The organism is Limnohabitans sp. YIMB22184, from assembly GCF_048020265.1.
GTDB lineage: Bacteria > Pseudomonadota > Gammaproteobacteria > Burkholderiales > Burkholderiaceae_C > Limnohabitans_A.
This window is the reverse complement of the sequence record NZ_CP171843.1, coordinates 2,185,086-2,205,616: the sequence shown is the minus strand read 5'-3', so window position 1 is coordinate 2,205,616 and position 20,531 is coordinate 2,185,086. Positions and strand designations below refer to the sequence as shown.

Below are 20,531 nucleotides of genomic sequence, written 5' to 3'. Positions count from 1 at the left end.
ACAGACTCATGTTGTTGCCTGATTGGGCTTTTTTGGATGCGGTGGTTCACTGGATGGGCCACGGTCTGTTTGATTTGGCTTGGTGGCAAATGGTGTTGATCACCTTGGTCCTGACCCACATCACCATCGCCAGCGTCACGATTTTCCTGCACCGTCACCAGGCGCACCGCGCCTTGGACCTGCACGCCATTCCCTCGCACTTTTTCCGTTTCTGGCTGTGGCTGACTACCGGCCAGGTGACCAAGGAGTGGGCGGCCATCCACCGCAAGCACCACGCCAAGTGCGAGCAAGCCGAAGACCCTCACAGCCCCCATGTGCACGGCATCAAGACCGTGTTGTTGACGGGTGCCGAGCTGTACCGCAAGGAATCCAAGAACAAGGAAACCTTGCAGCGCTATGGTCACGGCACACCCGACGACTGGATCGAGCGCAACTTGTACACCCGCTTTTCCTGGCAAGGTGTGGCGTTGATGTTGATCATCGACGTGGCCTTGTTCGGTTTCTTGGGCCTGACGGTCTGGGCGGTTCAAATGGCCTGGATCCCGATCACGGCAGCGGGCATCATCAACGGTGCGGCCCACTTCTGGGGTTACCGCAACTTTGAGGCGCACGACGCCAGCACCAACATTTCGCCCTGGGGCATCCTGATTGGTGGCGAAGAGTTGCACAACAACCACCACACCTACCCCACATCGGCCAAGTTGTCGGTCAAGCCTTACGAGTTCGACATCGGCTGGTTGTACATTCGCACCCTGGAAACCCTGGGTCTGGCCACCGTCAAGAAGACGCCGCCCCGCTTGGCTTATGGTGACATACGCCCTGTGGCCGACGAGAAGACGCTGGAAGCCCTGATCGCTAACCGCTACGAGGTGATGGCCGGTTACGCCCGTAACGTGAAAACCGTCATGCAGCAGGAAGCCAGCAAGATCAAACTGGATGCCCATGCCCTGAAGACGGCGCAACGCTGGTTGCACCGCGATGCGGCCAAAGTGCCCGCGTCTGCTCAAGCCCAGCTCAAGCAAGCCCGCGCCGCGAGCCCCGTGCTCGACAAAATGGTGCAAATGCGTGAAGAGCTCAGCCAGATTTGGCTGAACACTTCGCACTCACGCGAGCAACTGGCCGCTGATTTGCAGGCTTGGTGCCGCCGCGCCGAAGAAAGCGGTATTGCTGCTTTACGTGACTTCTCGGTCAAGTTGCGCGCGGTTCGTCACGCGAGCTGATTCTTTCAGCATCCACCTCAACAGGGCCTTCGGGCCCTGTTTGCTTTGAAGGGGGTTTCTGATGCGGGTGCCTTTTCTTGTGCCTACAGCCATTCGTCAGGCTTGGCAGGACGTGCTACCCGCGCCTGCTGGATTGATGACAGTTGAAGTTCCCTTCGATGGCAGGATACGTCCAAGGACATATCGAGACGGGTAGGGTGAAGCTGTGCAGCCCGCCGGATGCAACCCAGTTTCAGGCATAAAAAAACCCGCTGTATCAACAGCGGGTTTTTTGTTGCAAGGCTCAGGCCGAATCACTTCAGCTTGATTTCCTTGTATTCCACGTGCTTGCGAGCTTTGGGGTCGAACTTCATGATCGACATTTTCTCGGGCATGGTTTTCTTGTTTTTGCTGGTCGTGTAGAAGTGACCAGTGCCAGCTGTGGATTCCAGCTTGATTTTTTCGCGTCCGCCTTTGGTTGCCATGGTAGATGACTCCTAATGTTCTGGGTTTAGGCTTGACCGCGTGCGCGCAGGTCTGCGAGCACGGCATCGATGCCGTTTTTGTCGATCAGGCGCAGAGCGGCGCTGGAAACGCGCAGACGCACCCAACGGTTTTCTGTTTCAACCCAGAAACGACGGTATTGCAGGTTCGGCAGGAACCGGCGCTTGGTTTTGTTGTTGGCGTGGGAAACGTTGTTCCCGGTCATTGGGCCTTTGCCCGTTACGTCGCAAACGCGTGCCATGTGGACACTCCGATACTTTTAAACAGCCGGTGCCGATGGGTCTCATGCAGATTTGCACAGGGCCTGGCGCTCCAGCCTCACCTCGCCAAGATGGGTGGCGGTATCCCAGATCGCTGGCTCCGTGATCCCGAATGGCAATCCGGGCAGTTCCAGCAAGGCTTTAGATTATAGCTTCAAAGTGATGGCTTGGATCGTTGCGCCAGTTGGTTCAGTGCTTGAAGGGTGGTGTTTGCCCCTTGTGGGTTGGGAGGTGGGGGTGCCTGCCGGGGTTCAGAGGCGCTTCGCTTTGCCACATCACCCCGGCAGGCACCCCCATCTCCCATTGACTGTTCGCGGGACTTTCAACACAGCCTTGCCGATGTTCCCGTTCATGTCGAAGGCGCGGATGCGTTAACCGTTGTGCTGTTCCAGAAAACGCTGCGCATCCAGCGCCGCCATACATCCCGTGCCTGCGCTGGTGATGGCCTGGCGGTAGACGTGGTCTTGCACGTCACCCGCAGCGAACACGCCGGGCACCGAGGTCTGGGTGGCAAAGCCTTTGAGGCCGCTTTGGGTCACGATGTAACCGTTTTCGAGTTCCAGCTGGCCCTGGAAGATGTCGGTGTTGGGGGCGTGGCCAATGGCGATGAAGCAGCCCTTGAGTTCGACGTCGTGCAGGGAGCCGTCTTTGGTGCTTTTCAGGCGCACGCCGGTCACACCCGAAGCGTCGCCCAGCACTTCTTCCAGGGTCTGGAATGTTTTCAGCTCGATCTTGCCTGCGGCCACCTTGTCCATGAGCTTGTCGACCAAGATGGGCTCGGCCTTGAATTTGTCGCGGCGGTGGATCAAATAGATCTTGCTGGCGATGTTGGACAGGTACAGGGCTTCTTCGACGGCCGTGTTGCCGCCGCCCACCACGCAGCAGACCTGGTCGCGGTAGAAGAAGCCGTCGCAGGTGGCGCATCCGCTCACGCCGCGGCCCATGAAGGAAGTTTCGGAGGGCAGGCCCAGGTATTTGGCCGACGCGCCGGTGGCGATGATCAGGCTGTCGCAGGTGTAGGTGCCGCTGTCGCCGATCAGAGTGAAGGGGCGCTGCTCCAACTTGACGGTGTGGATGTGGTCAAACACGATTTCGGTGTTGAAGCGCTCGGCATGCGCCTGAAAGCGCTGCATCAAGTCGGGGCCTTGCACGCCATGCACGTCGGCGGGCCAGTTGTCCACCTCGGTGGTGGTCATAAGCTGGCCGCCTTGCGCCATGCCGGTGATCAGCAGGGGTTTGAGGTTGGCGCGGGCGGCGTAAACGGCGGCGGTGTAGCCGGCAGGGCCGGAGCCGAGAATCAGGACTTGGGCGTGTTTGGCAGTGGCAGACATGGTGAGCGATCGGGTTGAGCAGACGGTTGAAAGAAAAGTCAGTGCAATGCAAAGAATGATCTGATTGTAAGAAACCGTCAAAGACAAAGCGTAAAGAGGTCTTGCGCCTTGGGCGCGGGCGGCCCGGATGGGGCCTGATCGGGTAAGCTTGCGGCTTAATTTATGACTTATTCCCTGCATACATTGACCAACCCGACCGCCCGGGACAAGGCGCAGGAGGCGCCGCAAACTTTCTGGGCGCGATTCGCCCAGGAAATCGTTCTGTTGATGGGCGGCGCTTTGTTATTGCTTTGCTTGCTGGCTTTGCTGAGTTACCACCCCGCCGATCCGGCTTGGTCCACCTCGGGCAGTGGCCAGGGTGTGCGCAACTGGGTGGGGCCGGTGGGCGCTTGGTTGGCCGATCTGGCTTACTTCGGCTTGGGGTATTCCGCCTGGTGGTGCTTGGCCGCAGCGAGTCGTGCTTGGTTGGTGGGTTTGGCCCGCTGGTTGCGAGGCCCTTCCGGCGAAGAAGGATCGGTTCATGCGGGATTTGGCCTGAGCAGTCGCTGGTCTTTTTGGATCGGCCTGTTGGTGTTGTTGGCGGCGAGTGCCAGCATGGAGTGGGCCCGTTTGTACCGGCTGGAGACCCATCTGCCAGGCCACAGTGGCGGCGTTCTGGGCTATTTGGTGGGCACCGCCAGCGTACGCTGGTTGGGTTTTACCGGGGCCGCCTTGATGGGTATTGCCCTGGTGGTGGCGGGCGTGGCCATGGTGTTTCGCTTTTCGTGGGGTCAATTGGCCGAGTCGATTGGTGCCCGCATTGACGGTTTGATCCAGTCGCGCCATGTGAAGCGTGAAATTGAAGAGGATCTGGCCTTGGGCCAGAAGGCATTGCGCGAACGTGAGCAAACCACACCTTTGCAGGCCATCGAGCCGCAATGGGATCTCAGTCCTTTGACGACTGCAGCCGAAGGTCAACTCGATTTGGAGCCCGTGCCTATGCCCGCACAGCCCCTTGCCCCCCGGGTCATAGAGCCCACCGTCATGGAGGTGCCGCGCAGCGATCGGGTGGTCAAGGAACGCCAGAAACCCCTGTTCACCGAGTTGCCTGACAGCAAGCTGCCGCAAGTCGATTTGCTCGATAGCTTGTCCATCCGGCAAGAAACGGTGTCGCCCGAGACGCTGGAAATGACCAGCCGCCTGATCGAGAAAAAGCTCAAGGATTTTGGTGTGGAAGTGCGTGTGGTGGCCGCAGCCCCCGGCCCGGTGATCACCCGTTACGAGATCGAACCGGCCACGGGCGTCAAAGGCTCGCAGGTGGTGAATCTGGCCAAAGACCTGGCGCGTTCGCTCAGTCTGGTGTCCATCCGGGTGATCGAGACCATTCCCGGCAAAAACTTCATGGCGCTGGAGTTGCCCAACGCCAAACGCCAGTCGATCAAGCTGAGCGAGATTTTGGGCTCGCAGGTCTACAACGAAGCCAAGTCGATGCTGACCATGGGTCTGGGCAAAGACATCATTGGCAACCCAGTGGTGGCCGATCTGGCCAAGATGCCGCATGTGCTGGTGGCCGGCACCACCGGCTCCGGCAAATCGGTCGGTATCAACGCCATGATTTTGTCGCTGCTTTACAAAGCCGAAGCACGCGATGTGCGCCTCTTGATGATCGACCCCAAGATGCTGGAAATGTCGGTTTATGAAGGCATTCCGCACCTGCTGGCCCCGGTGGTCACCGACATGCGCCAGGCCGCGCATGGCCTGAACTGGTGTGTGGCCGAGATGGAGAAACGCTACAAGCTGATGAGCAAGATGGGCGTGCGCAACCTGGCCGGTTACAACCAGAAGATCGACGAAGCCACTGCCCGCGAAGAGTTCATCTACAACCCCTTCAGCCTCACACCCGATGACCCGGAGCCGCTCAAGCGCTTGCCGCACATTGTGGTGGTGATCGACGAGTTGGCCGATTTGATGATGGTGGTGGGCAAGAAGATCGAAGAGTTGATTGCCCGCTTGGCCCAGAAGGCACGCGCTGCTGGCATCCATCTGATTTTGGCCACCCAGCGCCCCAGCGTGGACGTGATCACAGGCCTGATCAAGGCCAACATCCCGACCCGCATCGCCTTTCAGGTCTCGAGCAAGATCGACAGCCGAACCATCCTCGACCAGATGGGGGCCGAAGCCCTGCTGGGCATGGGCGACATGCTGTACATGCCCTCGGGCACGGGTTTCCCGATCCGGGTGCACGGCGCTTTTGTGAGCGACGAAGAAGTGCACCGGGTGGTGAGCTACCTGAAAAGCCAGGGCGAGCCCGATTACATCGAAGGCGTGCTCGAAGGCGGCACGGTGGACGATGACGGCGGCATGCTGGGCGAGGGCGACAACGGCGAAAAAGACCCGATGTACGACCAGGCCGTGGAAGTGGTCTTGAAAAACCGCAAGGCCAGCATTTCGCTGGTGCAGCGCCACCTCAAGATCGGCTACAACCGTGCCGCCCGCTTGGTGGAAGACATGGAAAAAGCCGGTCTGGTCAGTGCCATGAGCGGCAGTGGTCAGCGTGAAATTTTGGTGCCCGCACGGGCAGAGTGAGCCGAATGACAAACAATTTTGAACAGCGCCGATCTGTGCTGGGTTGGGGCGTCAGCTTGCTGCTGGCTGCGGCAGTGTGGTCCTTGGCCCTGCCTGCTCATGCCGACAGTGTGGACCTGCTGGCCCAGTTCATGAAGCAGGCCCGCAGCGGCCGGGCCGACTTCACCCAGGTGGTCACTTCGCCCAGCCGCGCAGGACAGACCCCGCGCGCCAAAACATCGAGTGGCCGTTTTGAGTTCCAGCGGCCAGGCAAATTCCGCTTTGACTACCGCAAGCCCTTTGTGCAAACCCTGGTGGCCGATGGCCAGACCTTGTGGCTGCACGATGTGGACCTGAACCAGGTCACGGCCCGTGCGCAGTCGCAGGTGCTGGGCTCGACCCCGGCCGCCTTGCTCACCGGGGCCTCGGATTTACAGACCCTGAAAAACGACTTTCAATTCACGCCTGAGCCCGACCGTGACGGTCTGCAATGGGTGCGGGCCACGCCCCAATCGCCCGACGGGCAAATCCGCTCGGTGATGGTGGGTTTGCGTGCAGCACCATCTGGCCCCGAGCTGGCCGTGCTCGATGTGCAAGACAGTCTGGGCCAGCGGTCGGTGCTGACGTTTACGGGCTTTGAGCTCAACCCGGTTTTGCCCGCCAGCACTTTTGTGTTCAAGGCCCCGGCGGGCGTGGACGTCATTCGGCCTTGATGTTGCCCGGGTGCCGATGAAAGCCGCCAGTCTGTCCCCCCATGCCCCTTTGGCCGAGCGCTTGCGCCCGCGCCATTTGGGTGAGGTGATTGGCCAGCAGCATTTGTTGGGCGAGGGCATGGCATTGCGTCTCGCGTTCGAGTCGGGCCAGCCGCACAGCTGCATTTTGTGGGGGCCGCCCGGCGTGGGCAAAACCACCATCGCCCGTTTGATGGCCGATGCGTTTGACGCGCAATTTTTGAGCATCAGCGCGGTGCTCGGCGGCGTCAAGGACATCCGCGAAGCGGTGGAAAAAGCCGAAGCCGCCCGCACAGGCTTGCACCCTCAGCGCACCATCATGTTTGTGGACGAGGTGCATCGCTTCAACAAAAGCCAGCAGGACGCGTTTTTGCCGCATGTGGAAAGCGGCCTGTTCACCTTCATCGGGGCCACCACCGAGAACCCTTCGTTTGAGGTGAATTCAGCTTTGCTGTCTCGGGCGGCGGTGTATGTGCTGCAGCCCCTGACCGAGGAAGACCTGCAAAGCATCGTGTTAAGGGCTCAGGCCATTCAAGCCATCCCCGCCATCGAGCCAGATGCGTTGGCCCGCTTGCTGGCCTATGCCGATGGCGATGCCCGGCGTTTGCTCAACACGCTGGAAACCCTGGCCATGGCGGCCCAGCAGGAAAGCATCGACCCGGTGACCGACGCCTGGTTGATGCGTGTGCTGGGCGAGCGCATGCGTCGCTACGACAAAGGCGGCGAGCAGTTCTACGACACCATCAGCGCCTTGCACAAATCGGTGCGCGGCTCCGACCCCGATGCCGCCCTGTATTGGTTCGTGCGCATGCTCGACGGCGGTGCGGACCCGCGCTACATGGCCCGGCGGCTGATCCGCATGGCCAGCGAAGACATCGGCTTGGCCGACCCGCGTGCGCTGCGCATGGCGCTGGACGCCGCCGAGGTTTATGAGCGCCTGGGCAGCCCCGAGGGTGAGCTGACGCTGGCGCAGTGCGTGATTTATCTGGCCGTGGCCCCTAAATCCAATGCCGCTTACAAAGCCTTCAACGAGGCCAAGGCCTGGGTCCAAAAAGACGGCACCCGCCCAGTGCCCATGCATTTGCGCAATGCGCCCACCCAGCTCATGAAGCAGCTGGACTATGGCAAGGGCTACCGTTACGCCCATGATGAAGAGGACGGTTTTGCCGCAGGCGAGCGCTATTTGCCCGACGGCATGCCCGAACCCGGTTTTTATAAACCCGTGCGCAGGGGCCTGGAAATCAAAATTGCCGACAAACTGGAAGAACTGCGAAAGAAAAATTCGGCCACAGGGTAAGTCCTGACAGGATTGAATACTGAGGGGATACTTTCTTTCACTACAATCCCGCCACCCCGCCAGATGCTGTGCAAATCTGGCGGGGTTTTTGCTAGTTGTCAGGGCTCACCCAAAAGGTGATTCTTGTCATGAGAACAACAACCGACGCGTAGACCCGCTAAGCGCAGGTCCAAACACGGAGAAATATATGGACGTCTTCTTCCAGCAGGTCATCAACGGCCTGGTCATGGGCAGCATGTACGCCTTGGTGGCCTTGGGCTACACCATGGTGTACGGCATCATCAACCTGATCAACTTTGCACACGGTGAAGTGCTGATGGTGGGGGCTCTGACGAGCTGGTCCGCGATCGGCATGATGCGTGACGCCATGCCGGGTGCACCAGGATGGGTCATCCTGATCCTGGCCACGCTGATTGCGTGTGTGGTGGCCGTGGTTTTGAACTATTCGATTGAAAAAATCGCTTACCGGCCCTTGCGCAACAGCCCCAAACTGGCCCCCCTGATCACCGCGATCGGCATGAGCATCTTGCTGCAGACCCTGGCCATGATCATCTGGAAGCCCAACTACAAGGCTTACCCGACACTCCTGTCCAGCACCCCCATCAACATGGGTGGCGTGGTGATCACGCCCACCCAAATCATGATTTTGGGCGTCACGGCCGTGTCGCTGGCGATCCTGATGTGGCTGGTCAATTACACACGTCTGGGCCGCGCCATGCGGGCCACGGCCGAGAATCCGCGCGTGGCGGGTCTCATGGGTGTGAAGCCCGACATGGTGATTTCGGCCACCTTCGTGATTGGCGCCATTTTGGCGGCCATTGCGGGTGTGATGTACGCATCCAACTACGGCACGGCGCAACACGCCATGGGCTTCTTGCCTGGCCTGAAGGCCTTCACCGCGGCGGTGTTTGGCGGCATTGGCAATTTGTCGGGCGCGGTCATTGGCGGCATTTTGCTGGGCCTGATCGAAGCCATTGGTTCGGGTTACATCGGCCACCTCACGGGCGGTGTTTTGGGCAGCCATTACACCGACATCTTTGCGTTCATTGTCTTGATCATCGTGTTGACCTTGCGTCCTTCGGGCCTCATGGGTGAACGTGTGGCCGATCGCGCTTGATGGAGTCGAACATGAAAAACAACAAGACACTTCAATACATCCTGATCGGTGCAGCGCTCATCGCCTTGCCCCTGATCCTGCAGATGTTCGGCAACGCCTGGGTGCGCATCGCCGACATGGCCTTGCTCTACATTTTGTTGGCCATTGGCCTGAACATTGTGGTGGGCTATGCCGGTTTGCTGGACCTGGGTTACGTGGCCTTCTTCGCTGTGGGGGCCTATATGTACGGCCTGCTGTCATCGCCACACCTGACCAACACCTTTGCATGGATCGCTGCGGCGTATCCGACCGGCTTGCACATGCCCATCTGGCTGATCGTGCCGGTAGGGGCGGCGCTGGCCGGTTTGTTCGGCATGTTGCTGGGTGCGCCCACGCTCAAGCTGCGCGGTGACTACCTGGCCATCGTGACTCTGGGCTTTGGCGAAATCATCCGCGTGTTCATGAACAACCTGGACCACCCGGTCAACATCACCAACGGCCCCAAGGGCCTGGACCAGATCGATCCGATTTCGATTTTCGGGCTGAACCTGGGCAAGAAACTGATGATTGGTGATTTTGAAATCGCTTCGGTCTCGCTTTACTATTACCTGTTCCTCAGCTTGGTGCTGGTCACGATTTTGATCTCGCACCGTCTGGAGGTGTCCCGCATTGGCCGCGCCTGGATGGCGATCCGCGAAGACGAGATTGCGGCCAAAGCCATGGGCTTGAACACCCGCAACCTCAAGCTGCTGGCCTTTGGCATGGGCGCTACCTTCGGCGGTGTTTCGGGTGCCATGTTTGCCGGCTTCCAAGGCTTCATCTCGCCCGAGTCCTTCAGCCTGATGGAGTCGGTGATGATCGTGGCCATGGTGGTGCTGGGTGGCCTCGGCTATTTGCCCGGTGTGATTCTGGGCGCCATCTTGCTGTCGGCCTTGCCCGAAGTACTGCGCTATGTCGCTGGCCCCTTGCAGGAGATGACGGGCGGGCGTCTGGACTCAGCCATTTTGCGCCAGTTGCTGGTGGCGCTGGCCATGATCGTGATCATGTTGATGCGTCCCCGTGGGCTGTGGCCTTCGCCTGAGCATGGCAAATCGCTCAAGACGAAATGAAGGAGCAGAACATGAATCCAACAGCCAACCAAGACACCGTCCTCAACGTCTCGGGCATTTCCAAGCGATTTGGCGGTCTGCAAGCCCTCACCGACGTGGGCATGACCATTCAACGTGGCCAGGTCTATGGCCTGATTGGCCCCAACGGTGCTGGCAAGACCACGTTCTTCAACGTGATCACCGGTCTTTACACGCCCGACAGCGGCACTTTCGAGCTGGCAGGCAAGCCCTACCAGCCTACGGCCGTGCATGAAGTCGCGAAGGCGGGCATTGCCCGCACCTTCCAGAACATCCGCTTGTTCGCCGAAATGACGGCGCTCGAAAACGTGATGGTGGGCCGCCATGTGCGTACCCACTCGGGTCTGCTGGGCGCGATTTTCCGCACGCCCGGCTTCAAGGCCGAAGAAGCCGCGATTGCAAAGCGTGCGCAAGAGTTGCTCGACTATGTGGGCATTGGCAAATATGCCGACTACAAGGCCCGCACGCTCTCGTATGGAGACCAGCGTCGCCTGGAAATTGCCCGTGCTTTGGCCACCGACCCGCAGTTGATCGCGCTGGACGAACCCGCTGCCGGCATGAACGCGACCGAAAAAGTGCAGCTGCGCGAGTTGATCGATCAGATCCGCAAGGACAACCGCACCATCTTGCTGATCGAGCACGATGTGAAGTTGGTCATGGGCTTGTGTGACCGGGTCACGGTGCTTGACTATGGCAAACAGATTGCCGAAGGCACGCCTGCTGAAGTGCAGAAAAACGAAAAAGTGATTGAAGCCTATCTGGGCACAGGAGGGCACTGAGATGGCCAATGTTCTTTTGAAAGTCAAAGACCTGCAGGTCGGCTACGGCGGCATTCAGGCCGTGAAGGGCGTGAGCCTGGAGGTGCGCGAGGGCGAATTGGTGTCGCTGATCGGCTCCAACGGCGCAGGCAAAACCACCACCATGAAAGCCATCACCGGCACCTTGCCTTTGCAAGCCGGTGACATCGAGTACCTGGGCAAGAGCATCCAAGGTCAGGGCCCTTGGGACCTGGTCAAGCAAGGCCTGGCCATGGTGCCGGAAGGCCGTGGCGTGTTCACCCGCATGACCATCACCGAAAACCTGCAAATGGGCGCGTACATCCGCTCAGACGCAGCAGGCATCGCCGACGACATCGAGAAGATGTTCACCATCTTCCCGCGCCTGCGCGAACGCAAGGACCAGCTGGCGGGCACCATGTCCGGTGGCGAACAGCAAATGCTGGCCATGGGACGCGCCCTGATGAGCCGCCCCAAAGTCTTGCTGCTCGACGAGCCGTCCATGGGCTTGTCGCCCATCATGGTCGACAAGATCTTCGAGGTGGTGCGCGATGTGTACGCCCAAGGGGTCACGGTGCTGCTGGTAGAGCAAAACGCCAGTCGCGCCCTGGCCATTGCAGACCGCGGTTATGTGATGGACTCCGGTCTCATCACCATGACCGGCGTGGGCAAGGACATGCTGGAAGACCCCAAGGTGCGTGCAGCTTATCTTGGCGAGTGAGTCACCATCAAATCAGCAAAAAGCCCGGCGTGCCGGGCTTTTTGCACTTTGGGTGAGACCCCGCTCAGTCCACCCGTGCGCCGCTGGCCTTGACCACGCTTTCGTAGCGTACCAACTCTTTCTTCATGAAGGCGCCAAACTGTTCAGGCGTGTTGCCGACAGGTTCTGCCAGCAGTTGGGCGAAACGGGTTTTGGTTTCGGGCGTTTGCAACGCTGCCACAAAGGCCTTTTTCAGCCTCTCCACCACATCACGCGGCGTAGCTGCCGGGGCCACCAGGCCCCACCAGGTGTCGATCTCAAAATCCTTGAGCGTCTCGCTCATCGCCGGGATGTCGGACAAGGCGCTGCTGCGTTGAGCGGTGGTGACCGCCAACGCCTTGAGTTTGCCGGCTTTGATGTTGGCTGCGGCCGTGGCCAGGTTGTCGAAGTTGAAATCGACTTGCCCCGACAACAAGGCCAGCTGCGCGGGGTTGCCACCGTTGTAGGGGATGTGCACCGCAAAAATGCCAGCGGCCCGCTTGAACATCTCACCCGCCAGGTGGCCGGCACTGCCGTTGCCGCCTGAACCAAAGTTCAGCTTGGCCGGATTGGCTTTGGCATACGCCACCAGATCGGCCAAGGTGTTGACCTTCAGGCGCTGTGCGGTCTCGGCGTTCATCAACAGCACATTGGGCACCCGCAGCATTTGCGTGATGGGCGCAAAGTCGCGGCTGGCGTCGTAGGGCATCTTGGCGAACAGCCAGGGGTTGATGGCGTGCGTGGCCGTGGCCGCGATGCCGATCGTCAGGCCATCGGGCGCAGCCTTGGCCACCAGGTCGGCACCCAGATTGCCGCCCGCACCAGGCCGGTTTTCAATGATCACGGTGCCCAAGCTGTCTTTGACCCGCTCGGCCAAGGCCCGCGCGGTGACGTCGATAGGACCGCCGGCGGCGTAAGGCACGATGATGCGGATCGGCCTGCCTTGCGCCCACGCTGGGGCAGTCAAGCTGGTGGCCAAAGCGCTCAGACAAAAATCACGGCGTTGCATGGTATGTCCTATTTGATTTGCAAGTCAGACTGGACGTCAGCCCTTGGCCTTGTCCGCCTCAGACGTGAACGAGTCGGCATAAAACTCTTCTTCAGGCAAACCGCCTTGGGCCACATAGTCGCGCTTGGCCGAGTCCACCACGATGGGCGCGCCGCAGGCATAGACCTGGTGGCCCGACAGATCCGGGAAGTCCTGCAGCACCGCCTGGTGCACAAAGCCGGTGCGGCCGCTCCACTGGTCTTCGGCTTCGGCATTCGAGATCACAGGCACATAGCGCAGGTTTGGCATCTCAGCCAGGCGCGCTTCGATCCAGTCAGCCATGTACAGGTCGGCCGGGCGGCGGCCGCCCCAATAGAGCGTGGCGGGGCGGGTGATGCCGCGGTGCTGCATGTGCTCGATCAGCGCCTTGATGGGCGCAAAGCCCGTGCCCGAGGCCAGCAGCACGATGGGTTTGTCGCTGTCTTCGCGCAGGTAAAAGCTGCCGTACGGGCCTTCGGCACGCAGGATGTCTTTTTCCTTCATGGTGGTGAACACCGGGTCGGTGAACTTGCCGCCGGGCATGTGGCGGATGTGCAGTTCCACTGTGGGCGGGGCCACCTCGAGTGTGTGCGGGGCGTTGGCCATGCTGTAGCTGCGTCGCGAGCCGTCGCGCAGCAAAAACTCGATGTACTGACCGGCGTGGAACTTCATCACGTCGTTGGCGGGCAGTTGAAGTTTCAGCACGATCACGTCGTGCGACTTTTTCTCCAGGCTGACCACGCGCACCGGCATCTTCTTGACGGGCAGGCCGCCTTCGGCCGTGACTTGTTTCGATTCGAGCACCACATCGCTTTGGGCGGTGGCGCAGCAGGTCAGCACCAGGCCTTGGGCTTCTTCCTCGTCACTCAGGGCTTTGGCCTGGTGCGGGCCGTGCACCACGGTGCCCGAGATTTTTTTGCATTTGCACGAACCGCAAGCGCCGTCTTTGCAGCCGTAAGGCAAACCAATGCCTTGGCGAATGCCGGCGGCCAGCAGGGTTTCGTTGTCGTCGGCGGTGAAGCTGCGGCCGCTGGGCTGCACGGAAATTTGAAAGCTCATCTTTTCGGTATCCTTGAGGGCTTGTTTCTGACCCGGAACCTCTGATTTTGCCTTCAAACCAAACCCCCTTGGGCGCACTGCCTGCCCGCTTTCGCCGCCAGCGTGTTTTGATCGTCGGCTGCGGCGATGTGGGGCTGCGCACGGCGGGCCAATTGGGGGCTCCGCAAAGTCAGCGCGTACGCCTGATGGCCTTGACGTCATCCCCAGAGCGAGTGCGGTTGCTGCGGGCCTGCGGCATCACCCCTTTGCAGGGCAATCTGGACGATACGGCCAGCCTGAAGCGCCTGGCGGGCATTGCGCACCGGGTGATCCATCTGGCACCACCGCCTACCGACCGCCAAGGCGGCTCGGACCGCGATCCGCGCAGTTTGGCCTTGGTGCGTGCCCTGCGTTTGCGCACGCCACCGCAAGCTTTGGTTTATGGATCGACCACCGGGGTTTATGGCGACTGCGCCGGGCAGCGGGTCCATGAAACCCGGACCGTGAACCCGCACACGCCACGCGCCCAGCGCCGTGTCGATGCCGAAAACCTGATGCGTTTTCTGGGGCGCAGCGGCGTGCGGGTGAGTGTGCTGCGCATCCCCGGCATTTACGCCCCCGACCGCGAAGGCGGCACGCCGCGTGAGCGCTTGCTCAAAGGTACGCCCGTTCTGGTGGCCAAGGAAGACGTCTACACCAACCACATCCATGCCAACGATCTGGCCCTTGCCTGCGCTGTGGCTTTGTGGCGCGGCAAGCCGCAGCGTGTGGTCAACGTGACCGATGACACCGATCTGAAAATGGGCGACTACTTTGACTTGGCCGCCAGCCTGTATGGTTTGCCCAAACCGCCTCGCATATCGCGACACGACGCCAACACTTCTCTGCCCTTGATGCTGTTGAGCTTCATGAGCGAGTCTCGGCGTCTGGACAACACCCGCATGAAACGGGAGTTGAAAATCCGTTTGCACTACCCCCACGTGCGCGACGGCTTGAGCCCGCAAGGGGCTTTGTTTTCGGGGGCGCGATGAATTCCTTGCGCATCGACAAATGGTTGTGGGCGGCCCGTTTTTACAAAACCCGCAGCCTGGCCAGTGATGAGATCGGCAATAACCGAGTGCAGGTCAATGGCCAGGATGCCAAGCCCTCCAAGGAGGTCAAACCCGGCGACACGGTGCGTTTGCGCCAAGGGGCCGTGGAGCGCACGGTGGTGGTGCAAGGCCTCAGTGGTGTGCGCGGCCCAGCCCCAGTGGCGCAGCTGCTGTACACCGAAACCCCGGAAAGCATCGCGGCCCGCCAAAAAGCCGCCGAGCAACACCGTCTGGCCCGCGAACCCGCACTCAGCATCGAGCAAGGCCGCCCGACCAAACGTGACCGCAGGCAAATCGAGCGCAACTGGAATGACCGATGGAGTGCGGGGATCGATTGAGGGTGAGGCGGGCGATCGAAGCGCCCAAAAAAAAGCCGCAAGTTAAGAGAACTTGCGGCTTTGCTCTGGTGCCCGGGGCCGGACTCGAACCGGCACGCCTTGCGGCGGGGGATTTTGAGTCCCCTGATTTATTCATTTGCCTTTGTTGATTGATGTGGATATAATCAATATAAATCAACAGATTAGCGAGTTTTACTGTTAAAAATAACAGCCATAATTGTTGATTAATATTCCCTTAAATAGAAGGGTTCAGTCTGTAAAAAGTCTGTAAATCAAACGAGACCAACATGGCTAGACCGAGCAAGACCGCTGCGATTGATTACACCGTCCCCCACGACCTGACGCATGGCCTGCTTGAACGCGCTGTTTGTGCTGATGGCGTTGCATTCGTCTTGTTGCGGGACTCAGTCAAAAAAGGTCTTCGTCTGCGGGTGACTAAGGCCGGGGGCAAGTACTGGCAGTTTGAGACGCGCGTCAAGGGAAAACTATTCACCCGTGCGCTGGGCGAGTGGCCTGCTGTGGGGCTGGACGTGGCAAGGAAAGAGGCCCACCGCCTGCGGGGCTTGGCAGAGCAAGGCATTGACCCAAGGGCCGAGGAGGCGAAGGAAAAAGCGGCCAAGGCACAGGCCGAAGCCGAAAAGGAGCGAGCCGCCAAATTCACCTTTGGGGCTTTGATGACTGATTACGCCAACGAGCTGGAGCGCCAGGGCAAGACGTCACACGCCAAGGTTCGAGGGATCTTCAAACTGCACTTGATCGAGGGCGCTCCAAAGTTGGCAGCCACACCAGCGGCATTGGTCACTGCTGAGCAAGTGGCGGACCTGTTGCGTGGCCTAAGCGAAGCCGGGAAAGAGCGCACCGCTGGCAAGGTCCGAAGCTACTGCCGCGCCGCCTTCGAGATGGCCCGAACATCCAAGCTGAGCCTCCAGGTGCCCGTGCACTTCAAGAGCTACGGGGTGCAGCACAATCCGGCCGCCGAGACGGTGGCCGTTAAGTTGGCACCCGACAAAAATCCTTTGATGCCCGTTCACCTGCGCCAGTATTGGCAGGCCATTGAGCCGCTGCAAGGTGTCCGGGGTGCCGTGTTGCGCCTGCACCTGTTGACGGGGGGCCAGCGCATCGAACAGCTTCGCCAATTGGTCAGGTCCAACGTGGGGGAGGGCGCAATCACTCTGCTGGACGCCAAAGGGCGCACAGGCCGTGGGGCAAGGCTGCACACCATTCCGCTGCTGCCTGCCGCCCGTGAAGCCTTGAACACCTTGCTGGAGCTGAATCCCGGTGAGTACCCTTTGTCCGTGGATGGCGGCGAGTCGCCTGTAAGCGCCAAGGCGATTGCAGACTGGGCCAAAGATGCCGCGGCCGGGGTGGATTGGTTGCCAGCCGATAAGCCAGTGGGGCAGTTTCAGGCAAAGCGGATTCGTTCTGGCGTGGAAACCGCCCTGGCCAGCCTGCGCGTCAGTCAGGAGATCCGCGGGCACTTGCTGAGCCATGGCGTGACTGGTGTGCAAGCGGTCAGTTATGACGGGCACGATTACGCGCCACAAAAGCTGGAAGCCTTGGAGACGCTGCACCGATTCCTGACGGAGACCAGCGCCAGTGTGGTGCACATTACATCAAGAGTGGCCGCTTGATTTTTTGAATTAATGCCCATACAATAAATACATTCATGCAATTCACATTTGACCCGCGCAAGGACGCCGCTAACATCGCCAAGCATGGGCTTTCACTGTCAGATGCGCAGCTGGTTTTCAATGCGGTCAACAAGCTGACGATAGAGAGCACACGGGGGGATGAAGTCCGCCTGATGGACGTGGCCATGGTGGAAGTCGCTGGCGTGGTGTTGGTGCTGGTCTATGTGCAGCGTGAACCCAACGAGGTGCGGGCCATATCGCTGCGCCGTGCATCGAAACAGGAAAGGACGCTGTATGCCCAAAATACCCACTAAGCCCAAAGCGACCGATTGGGAGCGCGTCAAACGCGAAGCCGACCAAGATGCGCCGATTGCCCACACCTCCACCGATGGTCCCTATGACCCTAACGATGCCGCCGCCGTTGCCGCATATTGGCAACAGGCCAGCATCAAGCGTGGCCGAGGTAGGCCCGTCGCCGCCATGAAGCGCCCAACCCTGAATATGCGTGTGGATGCCGATGTGCTCGAAGCCTTCAAGGCCACCGGGCAAGGCTGGCAAACCCGCATCAATGCCGCGCTGCGCGAAGCTGTGGCACATGGGCTGAACAAGGCGTGAGTTTTCGACACCCAGGAACGCAAGGGCTGGCGCTTGTCGCTGCTTGAATTAACACTAGCCATTAACGCAATCCGTTCATCGAGTCAAAGTCAGCTCCAGTATCCTGGACAGCCTTGATGGCCGCCAAGCGTTAACCAAAACAGGCCTGAGTCAGAATGGACACAGGAGGTAGCAGCGTACTCGCCTTGATCGCCACATTGGTGCGTCGGCGCACGTCACTCATGCGTTCGGCGTCGCGGGGAAACATTTCCACATAGGCCAGCAGGTGACGCGCAAAGCTCACCGGCTGGGCCAGTTGCAGGTGGGTGAAACCGTGCAGGATCACTTCGACGTTTTGCTTGGATACATCGACCAGCGATTTCTGCAGGTCCACCAGCAGGTCGATGAGCAGGTCCATCTTGCCCCGCAGCCAAAGGCGCACATCGGTGGCCACCTGGTCGTTGCGGTTGTAGCCGGTGTGCAGGCGTTTGACAGTATTTTGTGTTTGCAGCCCGTGTCGATCAGTCCAACAATACCGTACTGTTGAGGATGTAGCCGCGGCCATAAATGGCCCTGATGTAAGGCGGATCGGCCCCAACTACAGCCAGCTTTTTGCGCAATCGGGCCATGCGCATCTCGATGGTGGCGGCTGAAGGAAGCATCTCGCCCGTACCGAGCAACTCGGCCAATTGCCAACGTGCCAGCGGCTGCCCTGCAGCCCGAATCAGGCCTGCTAGCAAAATGGACTCGTTGGGCGACAAATCGGCCGATCCGGCAGGACCTTCAAGAACTTGGCGATCTGAGCGCAAATACAGCGTTTGTGCATCGGCATGGGTGGGTTTCAGTCTTTTGGCCACCGAGCGGATGCCTGCCATTAATTCAGTAGGATCGACCGGCTTGGTGAAGTAAATGTCTGCGCCGCTTTCATAGCCAATGATTTTGTCGCCAATTTGGCTACGGGCAGTTGTGATCACAATGCCCACGTTGGGGTGCACTTTTCGCAACTGGCTCACCAAGTCCAACCCATTGGCATCCGGCAGGTTCAGGTCAATTACATAGATGTCCGGCGTCACGTCCCCCGATTCGTCCAGCAGTTCTGCGGCCAGGGCCACACCGCGCACATAGTTCCCCTGGCTTTGAAAAAACGCCATCAAACCTTCGCGCAGGTCGTCGTTGTCTTCAACGATCAAAATTTTCAAGGCAAAAGCCGCCATCACTGCACCAAGTTTGTTTTCATGCAGAGACATGTTCTGATGCAGTCTATCAAAAAGCCAACAAATGCCAACGTTTGAAGGTTCAAGCCTTCGCCTGTGAATCGGTCGTTTCAGCTGGAAGCCACACCTCAAACCGGACACGATAGGTCAGGGGGGTGTAAATCACCTGCCCGTGCAGCAGATCCAGCAGTGACTTGACCAAAAACAAGCCCAGTCCTGAGCCGGACTGCCGCTGCGCGTGGGGGCTGCGGTAGTACTTGTCAAACACCTTATCGGCATCTGGGAAACCCGCTGCGCCCACGGTGTTTTCGACCCGCCAGCACCAGCCGGATATGCCGTTTGGTCCTGCGCTTGTCGCCAGTTCAAGCTCAATCGGTGTCTCGGGCGCACTGTATTTGTAGGCGTTTTCCAGCACATTGCTCAACACGATGGACAGCATCTGTGCATCCGTATACACCGCATACACCTCGGCTGGCAACTTCAACTGAACCCGACCCGGTTGCCGGCTGTTGGACAGCACACTTTGTGTCAGTTCGGCCGCATCCAGCCACTCGTTGCGTGGCTGCAGGCTGTGGTCAGACAGCTGACCTGCATGCACGCAGCGCTCAATCACCCGATTCATGTCGTGAATGGCCCGCGCCATCACCGGGCGTCCTTTGGGGCCGGCCTCCATCCAGATGCGCAAATTGGCCAGAGGCGTCTTCATTTCGTGGGCCAGCATGGCCAGCAGCTTGCGCTGTTCGTCCAAGTATTGCTGGTCCAGTCTGGCTTGCTCTTGTTGCAGCATCAGTTGTGTGCTGATGGCTTGGTGTTGCTCTTTGAAACGGCGCTGGCGGATATTCAAAATCACCAGCATCACCAGCCCATCGGCCACCAGCAAGCTCATGTTGCCGACGAACAAAAAAGGTGATTCTGGGATGATTTTTAGGTACATCAAACTGGGTAGCGAATTGAGTACTGCATAAATCATCAAGTAAGCCAAAAGCGCCGCTTTGGGAATGGGTGGCGGTGTTCCTTCTGGTTTGGCAAGCCATAACGTCAGCACAATCCACAACAACAGCAAAGGGGCTGTCGCGTTGACGATTTGTAACGACAGCTGTGTCTGGCCCATGAAATTGAGCAAACCCAACGCCTGGATGGTCCACCCTGCAACATTGAGGGCCGCCAGCATCCACGCGCGTGCCTTGTACTCCGCCAGCAGGGCCGCGTAAAACCAAAGGATGGTGCTGACCATTCCGTTGACGGCCACCAAAATAGAAATTTTGGAAAGGGTGCCGTCGGCGAACCAGTCTCCGATGGTGATGCGCGCAAAGCCTAAAAAGAAAAACCCCCACAGCGAAATCATCAGCTGTTTGAGTGCAAAAAAACCCATCATCCGGTCGTTCGTCTGAAGCCAACGTGTCACGGCCCAAATTAAAAACACCACAGACAACAGCAAACTTGCGCCCAACGTCCATTCGACATGGCGTGTATAGGCTTGTGCCTGTGCGCGTGGCATGAGTGACAGATGAACCACTCGAGCGCTCGCGCTTTCCACTTTCACATAGACCTGTCGCGCTGCAGGCAGTGCTTTTGCCTCAAAACTGAACAGCACGCTGCCTAACGCATCTGCGTTGGGCGGTAAAAAATCACCGGAATACCGTTCCACGCCCATGGTCGGGTCGTAAAACGTCACCCGGTCCAAAAAAGCGGGTCGAACGACCAAGATCCAAGGTGGCGCATCTGTAGCCGTTGTGCCTGGAATCTGCACGCGAAGCCAAACAGGCTCTGGCCCATAGGCCCAGCTTTTCCAGTCCGTGAAGGGCTCCCAGTTGTCCAGCTTTTGGACTGTGGCCAACGTGGCTGTGCCTTTGGCATCCAGCCAGCTGGCAAAGGGGGCATGGGCGCTGTGGTTATCCGGCGCGATGGACGGGGCGGCATGGCAGGCGCCCCAGTTGCAGACGATCACCCATATTAAAAGCCCCAAGAAACGAAGGATTGCTTGCATGGTGCGG

20 protein-coding genes and 1 pseudogene are annotated in these 20,531 nt (G+C 59.5%); 13 read left to right on the top strand and 8 right to left on the bottom strand.

The genetic code is table 11. The features are described from left to right. Positions 1 to 8: 8 nt before the first annotated feature. Positions 9 to 1,220: a DesA family fatty acid desaturase gene (locus ACHEXL_RS10070; RefSeq protein ID WP_416559247.1), complete on the top strand. Its 1,212-nt coding sequence runs from the start codon at positions 9 to 11 to the stop codon at positions 1,218 to 1,220. A 293-nt stretch (positions 1,221 to 1,513) separates the two neighbouring features. On the opposite strand, the gene rpmG is transcribed toward ACHEXL_RS10070, so the two are convergent. The 3 genes from rpmG to trxB all read right to left on the bottom strand — a co-directional run bounded on the left by rpmG (position 1,514) and on the right by trxB (position 3,294). Beyond that, positions 1,514 to 1,684 carry a 50S ribosomal protein L33 gene (rpmG, locus tag ACHEXL_RS10065; protein ID WP_006298735.1) on the bottom strand — a complete coding sequence of 57 codons (171 nt, stop codon included), beginning with the start codon at positions 1,682 to 1,684 and terminating at the stop codon, positions 1,514 to 1,516. A gap of 26 nt (positions 1,685 to 1,710) precedes the next feature. Further along, positions 1,711 to 1,944, bottom strand: coding sequence for a 50S ribosomal protein L28 (gene rpmB, locus ACHEXL_RS10060; RefSeq protein ID WP_026039317.1), 234 nt, complete (start codon positions 1,942 to 1,944; stop codon positions 1,711 to 1,713). A gap of 390 nt (positions 1,945 to 2,334) precedes the next feature. After that, positions 2,335 to 3,294, bottom strand: a complete 960-nt coding sequence (gene trxB, locus ACHEXL_RS10055) for a thioredoxin-disulfide reductase (protein ID WP_416559245.1) — start codon at positions 3,292 to 3,294, stop codon at positions 2,335 to 2,337. A 162-nt stretch (positions 3,295 to 3,456) separates the two neighbouring features. Here trxB and ACHEXL_RS10050 point away from each other — a divergent pair, with 162 nt between their 5' ends. From ACHEXL_RS10050 to ACHEXL_RS10020, 7 genes are all read left to right on the top strand, one after another. Next, positions 3,457 to 5,859 carry a DNA translocase FtsK gene (locus ACHEXL_RS10050; protein WP_416559243.1) on the top strand — a complete coding sequence of 801 codons (2,403 nt, stop codon included), beginning with the start codon at positions 3,457 to 3,459 and terminating at the stop codon, positions 5,857 to 5,859. Positions 5,860 to 5,864: 5 nt separating this feature from the next. Next, positions 5,865 to 6,551 carry an outer membrane lipoprotein chaperone LolA gene (gene lolA, locus ACHEXL_RS10045; protein WP_416559241.1) on the top strand — a complete coding sequence of 229 codons (687 nt, stop codon included), beginning with the start codon at positions 5,865 to 5,867 and terminating at the stop codon, positions 6,549 to 6,551. 16 nt (positions 6,552 to 6,567) lie between these two features. Beyond that, complete coding sequence (locus ACHEXL_RS10040) at positions 6,568 to 7,866, top strand: replication-associated recombination protein A (protein ID WP_416559239.1); 1,299 nt, start codon at positions 6,568 to 6,570, stop codon at positions 7,864 to 7,866. 187 nt (positions 7,867 to 8,053) lie between these two features. Next, entirely contained in the window at positions 8,054 to 8,983 is a 930-nt protein-coding gene (locus ACHEXL_RS10035; RefSeq protein WP_108331344.1) for a branched-chain amino acid ABC transporter permease, read from the top strand. An 11-nt stretch (positions 8,984 to 8,994) separates the two neighbouring features. Continuing rightward, a complete protein-coding gene (locus ACHEXL_RS10030) occupies positions 8,995 to 10,071 on the top strand; it encodes a branched-chain amino acid ABC transporter permease (protein WP_416559237.1) in 1,077 nt (358 codons plus the stop codon). An 11-nt stretch (positions 10,072 to 10,082) separates the two neighbouring features. Beyond that, on the top strand, positions 10,083 to 10,868 hold the full coding sequence (locus tag ACHEXL_RS10025; RefSeq protein ID WP_416559235.1) for an ABC transporter ATP-binding protein: 786 nt from the start codon (positions 10,083 to 10,085) through the stop codon (positions 10,866 to 10,868). Position 10,869: 1 nt separating this feature from the next. Continuing rightward, the gene (locus ACHEXL_RS10020; RefSeq protein WP_108331346.1) at positions 10,870 to 11,586 is read left to right on the top strand and encodes an ABC transporter ATP-binding protein; all 717 of its coding nucleotides are present in this window, start codon (positions 10,870 to 10,872) and stop codon (positions 11,584 to 11,586) included. 64 nt (positions 11,587 to 11,650) lie between these two features. Here the strand turns inward: ACHEXL_RS10020 and ACHEXL_RS10015 are convergent, their stop codons facing one another. Together ACHEXL_RS10015 and ACHEXL_RS10010 are read right to left on the bottom strand one after the other, a co-directional pair. Continuing rightward, positions 11,651 to 12,613: a Bug family tripartite tricarboxylate transporter substrate binding protein gene (locus tag ACHEXL_RS10015; RefSeq protein ID WP_416559233.1), complete on the bottom strand. Its 963-nt coding sequence runs from the start codon at positions 12,611 to 12,613 to the stop codon at positions 11,651 to 11,653. A gap of 36 nt (positions 12,614 to 12,649) precedes the next feature. After that, positions 12,650 to 13,690: a CDP-6-deoxy-delta-3,4-glucoseen reductase gene (locus ACHEXL_RS10010; RefSeq protein WP_416559231.1), complete on the bottom strand. Its 1,041-nt coding sequence runs from the start codon at positions 13,688 to 13,690 to the stop codon at positions 12,650 to 12,652. A gap of 47 nt (positions 13,691 to 13,737) precedes the next feature. Between ACHEXL_RS10010 and ACHEXL_RS10005 the strand changes: the two genes are divergently transcribed. The 5 genes from ACHEXL_RS10005 (at position 13,738) to ACHEXL_RS09985 (ending at position 17,344) form a co-directional block, all read left to right on the top strand. Continuing rightward, positions 13,738 to 14,700 carry an SDR family oxidoreductase gene (locus ACHEXL_RS10005; protein WP_416559229.1) on the top strand — a complete coding sequence of 321 codons (963 nt, stop codon included), beginning with the start codon at positions 13,738 to 13,740 and terminating at the stop codon, positions 14,698 to 14,700. After that, positions 14,697 to 15,098: an RNA-binding S4 domain-containing protein gene (locus ACHEXL_RS10000; RefSeq protein WP_416559227.1), complete on the top strand. Its 402-nt coding sequence runs from the start codon at positions 14,697 to 14,699 to the stop codon at positions 15,096 to 15,098. The genes ACHEXL_RS10005 and ACHEXL_RS10000 overlap by 4 nt, the downstream gene beginning before the upstream one ends. A gap of 287 nt (positions 15,099 to 15,385) precedes the next feature. Continuing rightward, entirely contained in the window at positions 15,386 to 16,729 is a 1,344-nt protein-coding gene (locus tag ACHEXL_RS09995; protein ID WP_416559225.1) for an integrase arm-type DNA-binding domain-containing protein, read from the top strand. A 35-nt stretch (positions 16,730 to 16,764) separates the two neighbouring features. Continuing rightward, the gene (locus tag ACHEXL_RS09990) at positions 16,765 to 17,043 is read left to right on the top strand and encodes a BrnT family toxin (protein WP_416559223.1); all 279 of its coding nucleotides are present in this window, start codon (positions 16,765 to 16,767) and stop codon (positions 17,041 to 17,043) included. Then, entirely contained in the window at positions 17,024 to 17,344 is a 321-nt protein-coding gene (locus ACHEXL_RS09985; RefSeq protein WP_416559221.1) for a BrnA antitoxin family protein, read from the top strand. Before ACHEXL_RS09990 ends, ACHEXL_RS09985 begins: the two co-directional genes overlap by 20 nt. Positions 17,345 to 17,513: 169 nt before the next feature. Here ACHEXL_RS09985 and ACHEXL_RS09980 read toward each other — a convergent pair. From ACHEXL_RS09980 to ACHEXL_RS09970, 3 genes and pseudogenes are all read right to left on the bottom strand, one after another. Then, positions 17,514 to 17,888 (bottom strand): annotated as a pseudogene (locus ACHEXL_RS09980) (lyase family protein); the annotation flags it as partial. Next, on the bottom strand, positions 17,845 to 18,570 hold the full coding sequence (locus ACHEXL_RS09975) for a response regulator transcription factor (RefSeq protein ID WP_416559219.1): 726 nt from the start codon (positions 18,568 to 18,570) through the stop codon (positions 17,845 to 17,847). The pseudogene ACHEXL_RS09980 and the gene ACHEXL_RS09975, both read right to left, overlap by 44 nt. 49 nt (positions 18,571 to 18,619) lie before the next feature. Continuing rightward, positions 18,620 to 20,524: an ATP-binding protein gene (locus tag ACHEXL_RS09970; protein ID WP_416559217.1), complete on the bottom strand. Its 1,905-nt coding sequence runs from the start codon at positions 20,522 to 20,524 to the stop codon at positions 18,620 to 18,622. Between the last annotated feature and the right edge of the window lie 7 nt (positions 20,525 to 20,531).

Bases quoted from the DNA above. Each gene is read 5' to 3' on its own strand.
- ACHEXL_RS10035 (WP_108331344.1), top strand. From the start codon at position 8,054: ATGGACGTCTTCTTCCAGCAGGTCATCAACGGCCTGGTCATGGGCAGC.
- ACHEXL_RS10070 (WP_416559247.1), top strand. From the start codon at position 9: ATGTTGTTGCCTGATTGGGCTTTTTTGGATGCGGTGGTTCACTGGATG.
- ACHEXL_RS10050 (WP_416559243.1), top strand. From the start codon at position 3,457: ATGACTTATTCCCTGCATACATTGACCAACCCGACCGCCCGGGACAAG.
- ACHEXL_RS10020 (WP_108331346.1), top strand. From the start codon at position 10,870: ATGGCCAATGTTCTTTTGAAAGTCAAAGACCTGCAGGTCGGCTACGGC.
- ACHEXL_RS10000 (WP_416559227.1), top strand. From the start codon at position 14,697: ATGAATTCCTTGCGCATCGACAAATGGTTGTGGGCGGCCCGTTTTTAC.
- trxB (WP_416559245.1), bottom strand. From the start codon at position 3,294: ATGTCTGCCACTGCCAAACACGCCCAAGTCCTGATTCTCGGCTCCGGC.
- rpmG (WP_006298735.1), bottom strand. From the start codon at position 1,684: ATGGCAACCAAAGGCGGACGCGAAAAAATCAAGCTGGAATCCACAGCT.
- ACHEXL_RS10025 (WP_416559235.1), top strand. From the start codon at position 10,083: ATGAATCCAACAGCCAACCAAGACACCGTCCTCAACGTCTCGGGCATT.
- lolA (WP_416559241.1), top strand. From the start codon at position 5,865: ATGACAAACAATTTTGAACAGCGCCGATCTGTGCTGGGTTGGGGCGTC.
- rpmB (WP_026039317.1), bottom strand. From the start codon at position 1,944: ATGGCACGCGTTTGCGACGTAACGGGCAAAGGCCCAATGACCGGGAAC.
- ACHEXL_RS10030 (WP_416559237.1), top strand. From the start codon at position 8,995: ATGAAAAACAACAAGACACTTCAATACATCCTGATCGGTGCAGCGCTC.
- ACHEXL_RS10040 (WP_416559239.1), top strand. From the start codon at position 6,568: ATGAAAGCCGCCAGTCTGTCCCCCCATGCCCCTTTGGCCGAGCGCTTG.
- ACHEXL_RS09995 (WP_416559225.1), top strand. From the start codon at position 15,386: ATGGCTAGACCGAGCAAGACCGCTGCGATTGATTACACCGTCCCCCAC.
- ACHEXL_RS10015 (WP_416559233.1), bottom strand. From the start codon at position 12,613: ATGCAACGCCGTGATTTTTGTCTGAGCGCTTTGGCCACCAGCTTGACT.
- ACHEXL_RS09975 (WP_416559219.1), bottom strand. From the start codon at position 18,570: ATGTCTCTGCATGAAAACAAACTTGGTGCAGTGATGGCGGCTTTTGCC.
- ACHEXL_RS10010 (WP_416559231.1), bottom strand. From the start codon at position 13,690: ATGAGCTTTCAAATTTCCGTGCAGCCCAGCGGCCGCAGCTTCACCGCC.
- ACHEXL_RS09985 (WP_416559221.1), top strand. From the start codon at position 17,024: ATGCCCAAAATACCCACTAAGCCCAAAGCGACCGATTGGGAGCGCGTC.
- ACHEXL_RS09990 (WP_416559223.1), top strand. From the start codon at position 16,765: ATGCAATTCACATTTGACCCGCGCAAGGACGCCGCTAACATCGCCAAG.
- ACHEXL_RS09970 (WP_416559217.1), bottom strand. From the start codon at position 20,524: ATGCAAGCAATCCTTCGTTTCTTGGGGCTTTTAATATGGGTGATCGTC.